At 64.0% G+C, this 6,586-nt stretch carries 6 protein-coding genes; 2 read left to right on the plus strand and 4 right to left on the minus strand.

Annotated elements, in window-relative coordinates:
• Positions 1-1,174, minus strand: a 1,174-nt coding sequence (locus tag QT222_RS08660; RefSeq protein ID WP_491476934.1) for a 2-oxoacid:acceptor oxidoreductase family protein, incomplete at its 3' end; no start/stop codon positions are given.
• A 284-nt stretch (positions 1,175-1,458) separates the two neighbouring features.
• Here QT222_RS08660 and QT222_RS08665 point away from each other — a divergent pair.
• A complete protein-coding gene (locus QT222_RS08665) occupies positions 1,459-2,103 on the plus strand; it encodes an FAD-dependent oxidoreductase (RefSeq protein ID WP_491476935.1) in 645 nt (214 codons plus the stop codon).
• A gap of 36 nt (positions 2,104-2,139) precedes the next feature.
• Here the strand turns inward: QT222_RS08665 and QT222_RS08670 are convergent, their stop codons facing one another.
• Genes QT222_RS08670 through QT222_RS08680 form a run of 3 tightly spaced genes read right to left on the minus strand, consistent with a single transcriptional unit; the run spans position 2,140 to position 5,697 of the window.
• Entirely contained in the window at positions 2,140-2,946 is an 807-nt protein-coding gene (locus tag QT222_RS08670) for an ABC transporter permease (protein ID WP_491476936.1), read from the minus strand.
• Positions 2,943-3,779, minus strand: a complete 837-nt coding sequence (locus QT222_RS08675; protein ID WP_004057365.1) for an ABC transporter ATP-binding protein — start codon at positions 3,777-3,779, stop codon at positions 2,943-2,945. The genes QT222_RS08670 and QT222_RS08675 overlap by 4 nt, the downstream gene beginning before the upstream one ends.
• A complete protein-coding gene (locus tag QT222_RS08680; RefSeq protein ID WP_004057364.1) occupies positions 3,772-5,697 on the minus strand; it encodes a NosD domain-containing protein in 1,926 nt (641 codons plus the stop codon). The genes QT222_RS08675 and QT222_RS08680 overlap by 8 nt, the downstream gene beginning before the upstream one ends.
• A gap of 203 nt (positions 5,698-5,900) precedes the next feature.
• Here QT222_RS08680 and QT222_RS08685 point away from each other — a divergent pair.
• The coding region (locus tag QT222_RS08685; RefSeq protein WP_491476937.1) for a methylmalonyl-CoA mutase family protein at positions 5,901-6,586 on the plus strand (686 nt) is incomplete at its 3' end.

Genomic DNA, 6,586 nt, shown 5'->3' on the forward strand with positions numbered 1-6,586 from the left:
CGACCTTGCCGCGGTCGATTTCGACTTCGTCCATATCGAACGTCTCGGGGGAGAAGGTCTGTTCCGTGACTGCCATCGCGAGGTCGGCGGCGACGTAGACCGGAAGCTGGTACTTCTCGGCGAGGTTGAACGCCTCGACGGTCTTCCAGAAACACTCGGAGATGGTCGTCGGTGCGACGACGAAGCGCGGAATCTCGCCGTGGCCACCCTGAAGCATCATGTTCAGGTCGCCCTGTTCTTGCTTCGTCGGCATCCCGGTCGAAGGACCGGAGCGCATCACGTCGACGATGACGAGCGGCGTCTCCGAGGTGGCGACAAGACCGAACGTCTCCGCCATGAGGTCGATACCCGGACCGGAGGTTGCGGTCATCGAGCGCGCACCGGCGCGCGCAGCACCGAGCGCGAGGTTGATTGCGGCGAGTTCGTCTTCCGCCTGCACGACGTGGCCGCCGTAGCGTTCGATACGCCCGGTCAGGTACTCCATGACGTTCGTCGCCGGTGTAATGGGGTAGCCAGCGTAGAACCGGCAACCGGCGGCGATTGCGCCCATACCGATGGCCTGGTCGCCGTTCAGGAGGACGTAGTCTTCGTCGGTCGTCTCGAGGTCGTAGTCGAATTCGTGGTCGAATTCCTCGTGTACGAATTCGAGTCCGGCGCGAGCCGCCTCCTTGTTGTTCTCAACGATTGCCTCACCCTTCCCGCCGAAGCGCTTCTGGAGCGCGCTGTCGAGGTTCTCGATAGGGAAGTCGGTGACGGCACACGCCGCGCCGAGTGCGACGACGTTACGCATGATTGCGCCGCCAGCCTCTTCTGCGAGCGCCTGAAGGGGAACGTCCAGCCCGACCATTCCTTCAGGAATCTCGACGTCCGCCATCGTCGAGCGGTCACCGTCGTAGATGATGACCGAACCGTCGTGGAGTTCGTCGAGGTTCTCCTCAATCGTTCGTGGTGTAAGTGCAATGAGCACGTCGAGTCGGTCGACGACGCTCTGTACGGGGTCGATGGCAGTCCGAACTTTGTATGCAGTGTAGCCGCCGCGGATTCGCGAAGCGAAATCCTTGGAAGTAAACACGTGCCGTCCAGCCCGGGAGAGTGCCTGAGCGAAAATCTTCCCCGTGGAGTCGATGCCATCGCCAGCCTCGCCGCCGATGGCCCAGTTGAAGTCCGCAGGCATGCTGAGTGAAATCTACCCATAGCCGGGTCAAAAGCCTTCTGAAAGTTTGTGTGAAATAGCGGTGCTGTTCATAAACGAAACCTCGGTATACAGGTCCCTAGAATGTGTTTATCACCGGATTATACAATCTGATTAGCCACTGTTTCGGAATGTGGTGGACAAATGTCCAATTACACCCGATTCCGGCCGCTCGCGGCAAGTTCCTCCGGATTCGAGACGCGGTCACATTTCTCACCCTATCCGGGAAGGCAAGGCCCTTGTGAGCCTACGTCGAAGCGGGTCACATGGACGCAACCGTCACCGTCTCCGCGGCCCGCAACGTCGGACCCGGAACGGTCGCTATCGAGTTCGAGACGCCCGACGGCTTCGAGGCCGAGCCGGGCCAGTTCGTGAAGCTCACCGCCGAAGTCGACGGCGAGTCGTACGCCCGCTTCTATACGCTCTCGTCGCCCGGCGTCGGCGACACTTTCGAAGTGACCGTGGGAATCGACCCCGAGGAAGCCGGGCCGTTCAGCCAGCACCTCGAATCGCTCGCCGAGGGCGACACCATCGACCTCTCCGGTCCGTTCGGCGACAGCTACTACGACGGCGAGGCGCGCGTGGTCGTTCTCGCCGGTGGCCCGGGTATCGGCCCTGCGGTCGGTATCGCCGAGGCGGCGGTCGCCGACGACAACGAAGCCGCAGTCGTCTATCTCGATGACGCGCCCGCGCACGAGGACCGACTCGACGCGCTCCGCGATGGCGTTGCGTCTGTCGTCGTCTCCGACGACGCTGCCGCCCTCGCCGGGGCCGTGTCGGGCGCGCTCGTAAACGGCGACGACGAACAGGTGTTCGTCTGCGGCTTCGCAGGATTCGTCGACGCCGCCGTCGACGCTGTCGCAAGCGCCGGCGGCGACGTTGACGCGGCGAAAATCGAGAACTTCGGGTAACGTATCGAAAACGCGTTTCGGATTCTTTCTTGCGACTTAGTCGACCGGCTTCCACGCCGTCAGCACCGCGAGCACGAGCGCTCCGCTGAGCCACCCCGCGAGACCCAAGAGCGACACCAACGGCGACGTATGACTTCCCGTTTCGACGGCGACGCCGAAGACGAGCGACCGAAACGCTCCGTTCGGACTGAACGCGAGCACCAGCGGCACGGCGTCGATACCGAACGTTCCTGAGGCGAGTCCCGCGACCGCCGCGGCATCGATGCCGACGACGAAGGCGACGACCAACCCAACGGCGAGTGCGATAGCCTGCCGAGCGGTCCGCGCGGCGGCGGAGACGGCAAGTGCGACCGCCGCAGTCGCCAGCGCGAATATCACTGCGAGCATGGCGAACCGGACGAACGCGACCGGCGAATCGGCGGCCGCGTTCAGGGCTAGAAACGCCGATTTCTCCGGCGACAACACGGGAACGGTCGCGGCCGAAACGAGGAGCGACCCGAAGACGACGACCACGAGCGCGAGGCTCCGACCGAGGTAGACGCCGCCGACGTACGAGAGACGAGACACGTCGAAGGTCCGGAGTACGTCCAACTCGCCGGTCCGTCGGTCCGTGAGAACGGCCCGATAGCAGAGCGCGAAGGCGAGAAGCGGGACGAGCGCCTCGACGAAGGGAACCAAGTCGAGGACGAGCGGGACGTATCCGCCGCGTGAACCGGTCCCCGCGGCCGCGACGGCGACGACAGTCAAGCCGAAGACGACCGAGAGAGCGACGACAGCGGGTGTTCGAACGACCGTCCGGAGTTCGCGGGCCGCGATGGCAAACAGGTCTTCGACGTCGCTCATCGGCCTTCCACCTCGTCGGTCGAAACGAGTTCACCGAACGCCGTCTGGAGGTCGCTCGCACCGACCGGCTCGACTAATTCACGCGGCGGGCCGTCGGCGACGAACCGGCCCCCATCGAGGACGACGACGCGGTCCGCGGTGCGTTCGACCGGGCCGAGGTTGTGCGACGAGAGGACGACTGCGACCCCTGACTCGGCGAGCGTCGAGACGATGTCGAACAGTCGTTCGACCATTCCCGGGTCGAGGCCGCTGGCGGGTTCGTCGAGGACGAGCACGGCCGGGTCGCCAATGAGCGCTCGTCCAAGACCGAGTAGGCGAGTCATCCCGCCGGAGAGAGCACCGACGCGGCGGTTCGCCGCAGTTGCGAGGCCGACACGGTCCAGCACTTCGGTGACATCCACCTCCTCGTCGACGAACTGCGCGTAGAACCGGAGCGTATCGGCGGTCGAAAAGCCGTCTCGGAAACCGGGTTGTTGCGGGAGGTAGCCAACACGATTGTTTCCGCCCCCGTTTCCGCCGACTGAGATGGTGCCTTCGTCGGGGGCGCGGACCTTCGTCAAGAAGCGGAGGAGCGTGGACTTCCCCGACCCGTTCGGACCGACGAGTGCGACGATTTCGCCGGGCGCAACCGACAGTGAAACGCCTTCGAGGACGCGAACGTCGCCGAACGCGTGCGTGAGGGCAGTCGCCTCGATGGCCGGGGCTGCGTGAGCTGGTGAGTGTGATTCGTCCGAATCAACTGTACTGTCCGAATCGATTGTACTCGTCGCGCCTGCGGTGTCTGTTGTCTCTTGCACTGTTTTCTCTCCGGCCGCCGAGTCTCGTTCAGACATCTGCTTCCCCCGTCGCGTTCACTCTGGCGAGTACGTCCGGTTGTACTGGCTCCGTCCGGGACGCAGCATCGACGACGCCGGACCCGCGGAGTCCGGCCACGTCGTCGCGGGCGCGGCGAAGAGCGTCCATCACGGGCGACCGTGAGAGGACGAGTGCGGTGGGGCTTCGGCCGAGTTCGGCGTCAACCGGCCCGGATGGCTGGAATGCCCGGTCGTAGACCCCGTCGCCGTCGGCGTCTTCGAGCGGAAGGTCGCCCCAGTAGTTGCCGTCGCCTTCTCGGGTCCACGTTCGCATCGGCCCGAGCGCCGATTCGACCTGCACGTCGTTGTCGACGATATCGTTTCGGACGACGACGTTCGTCGGGAAGGTCGAACTCCCGCGGACGCCGATTTCGTTGCCAGCAACGACGTTCCGGACGTACACTTGCCTGTCGCCGCTTACGTCCATGCCGTACTCGTTGTTTGCGAAGACGTTGTCGGCGACGTAGGTGTCGCTTCCGGCGGGGATGAAGCCGAAGTTCGAGTCTTGCACGTCGTTTCCGACCACGAGGTTTCCGACGGGGCGGGTCATGATGATGACCCCGATTCGGTTTTCGCGGACAACGTTGTCGGCGACGAGCATGTCCGAAGTGTACATCTCGTGGACGCCGTAGCGTCCGTCTTCCATGTGGTTGTTCCTGACGACACTCCCGTCCGCGCGGTGGGTGTAGACACCGTCGCGTCCGTCGAGGAACGTCGAATCCTCGACGACCGAGCGCTCGCCGATGAGGACGACGCCCATGAAGCCGTCAGATGGGTCTTCAGCACCCTGTACAGTCAGATTGTCGAGGACGCTGCTCGCGCTCTCGCGGACGATGACGCCGCTTGCGGGCGTGTCGATACGGACGTTTCGAACCGCGGACCCGTTCGCCCCGTCGAGGACGATACCGGTGTCGCCGCGGCCGTAGGCGAGTTGGACGCGGGTGTCCCAATCGACAGACTCGTTTGTCACACGGATGCGTCGGGTGCCGACATCACCGACGCCGGAGATAGAGAGGTTCGCCACGGCGGCGCGGTCGGCGCGGATGTGGACGGCGGTGTCGTTGCCGTCGTCGACGAGTGCCGTCTCGGTTCCGGCCCCGACGAGGGTAATCGAGCGATTCAGGTCGACCGACTCGACCGAGTACGTTCCGGCGGGGACGTAGACGGCGGTGCCGTTCGGTGCCGATTCGACGGCTGCCTCGACGGTTGGCGCATCCTCGCCCACGACAGTCGAGACGGGGCGGTCGAACAGCGAATCACTCGCAGCGACGGTCTGGTTGGCCCAGTCGTGGTGGGACTTGACGGACGATTCAAAGGCAGCGAGTCGTGACGAGAGTGGACTGCCGGTTCGGTCCTGAAGCGTCCGCCAATCGATGACTTCGCCACCGTGTTCGTCGGCGAACGACTGCGCGGCGTCAGCATCTGAAAACGGGACGGCGATGGGGCCGGACGGGACGCGAGCACCCGAGTCGACGACGAACGACGCCTCAGATGCCTTGACCCAACCGGGAGTGCGGTTGTTCTCGGTTCGGAGGTAGTTGTCCTCGCCGAGGGCCGGAGTGACCGTCGCGTAGTCAGTGACGAATACGGCGAGCGGGTCGCCGAACTGGCGGGCACTTTCGGAGGTCGAGATGTCGGCGGCCGCGGTTGTCACGTCGTAGTAGCCGATGACGTAGCGGTACCGCGAGAAATGAACCTGTGCAACCGGGACTTCGAAACCCTCGCCATCTGATAGGAGAATATCGACCGACGTGCCGCCGGTCTTGACGGTGTCGTCGAACGGAACCGGTGAAACCGTCCCCGTGGCGGGAACGACGAACGAAACGCTTGCGAGGACGAACACGAGAGCCACCGCGGCGGCGGTCCACCGGGTCGCCGTAGGGGTAACAAGTGCCATCTGGTGTCAGCGCCCGACGGGGAAGCAATCGGTCGCGGCAACCGAGCGGGTCGCTGCCAGCGGTCGGCCCGTGTCGTTCTCGAAGTCGTGCATACCCGGGGCTAGGTCGGCGGGGAGTGATATGCACGATGGTCTGTCTGTCGAAGCAATACCAACTGGAAAATACCCGAATAATTAATCATCGCCCATCCTGATTCATGACCATGTACGACGACGAGGACTTGGCGTCCATTCGCGAGGCACGCGAACAGTGGGAATCAGAGACTCGCGACCCGTTCCACGAAAAGGGTGGAGAGCGGAAAGACCGGTTTGCGACCGTCTCGAACCACGAGGTCGACGACCTCTACACGCCCGAGGACGTTTCCGACCTCGACTACGAGGAGGACCTCGGCTTCCCCGGTGAGTCGCCCTACACCCGCGGGGTATATCCAACGATGTACCGCGGCCGCACGTGGACGATGCGCCAGTTCGCCGGGTTCGGAACCGCGACAGAGACGAACGAGCGGTTCCACTACCTCATCGAAAACGGCCAGACGGGACTGTCGACCGCGTTCGACATGCCCTCGCTCATGGGAAAGGATTCGGACGACCCGCTTTCGGATGGCGAAGTTGGGAAGGAAGGCGTCGCCGTCGACACGCTCCGCGACATGGAGGTCCTCTTCGACGGCATCGACATCGGCGATGTGACCACGTCCTTTACCATCAACCCCTCCGCGCCGGTCGTCTTCGCCATGTATGTCGCGCTCGCGGACAACCGCGGTGTGTCCCGTGACCAAATTGGAGGGACCTTCCAGAACGACATGCTCAAGGAGTTCATCGCACAGAAGGAGTGGGTCATTCCGCCCGAACCGTCGCTCAAACTCGTCACCGACACGGTCGAGTTCGCCGC

The organism is Haloferax sp. s1, from assembly GCF_058382125.1.